General features: G+C 68.3%; 1 protein-coding gene. It reads right to left on the bottom strand.

Going from position 1 to position 668, the window contains the following annotated elements; all coding sequences use genetic code 11:
- On the bottom strand, positions 1-668 hold a 668-nt coding region (locus tag IBL25_RS26490; protein ID WP_187781391.1), incomplete at both ends, for a phage head spike fiber domain-containing protein.

Below are 668 nucleotides of genomic sequence, written 5' to 3'. Positions count from 1 at the left end.
GCCCCCTGGATGGAGATGGTGAGGGTGGAGGAGACGAGGAGTTCGGTGGGCTGGGGGTTGGCGATGGTGAGGGGGGTGCTGGTGGTGGCGAGGTAGTCCTGCGCGGTGGTGCCGGCATTGAGCTGCGCGCCCCAGACCTCGAAGACGCCGGTGGCGGCCTGGGTGAAGTCATGCATCAGCGCGACATTGCCGCCGGCGGCGCCATTGCCGGTGAAGGTCCAGGTGAAGCGTTGCCACTCGCCGGTGGCGAGGCCGGCTTGCAGGTTGTTGCTGCCGCCATCGTAGTAGTTGAAGCTGAAATGGCCGTCGCCGCTGACCAGGCGCATCCAGACGCTGAAGGTATGCTGGCCGCTGACGGCGACATTCTGGAAGAGGCCGGAGGCGGTGCCGGACAGCGTCAGGCGGTCGGCGGTGGTGGTGTTGCCGAAGGGATCGGCGGCGACATTGGCGGCCACGGCCGGCAGGGTGCCGGGCACGGAGAAGCGGCTCCAGGCGGTGTTGTCGAGTGCTTCGGAGAAGCTCAGCAGGTTCTGCCAGGGGCCGGGGCGCTGCACCAGATGCGGCTGGCCGTCGGAGAGGGTGTAGTGGAAGGTCTCGGTGACCACCTGCCCGGCGCCGAGCGCCTGGACATTGGCTTGGCCGCTGGCCAGGGTGTAGGTGTATTGCCC

The organism is Pseudoroseomonas ludipueritiae (genome assembly GCF_014490445.1).
In the GTDB taxonomy this organism is placed as follows: domain Bacteria; phylum Pseudomonadota; class Alphaproteobacteria; order Acetobacterales; family Acetobacteraceae; genus Pseudoroseomonas; species Pseudoroseomonas ludipueritiae.
Note: the sequence above shows the minus strand (reverse complement) of the source record. Positions and strands in the feature narration are given on the sequence as shown.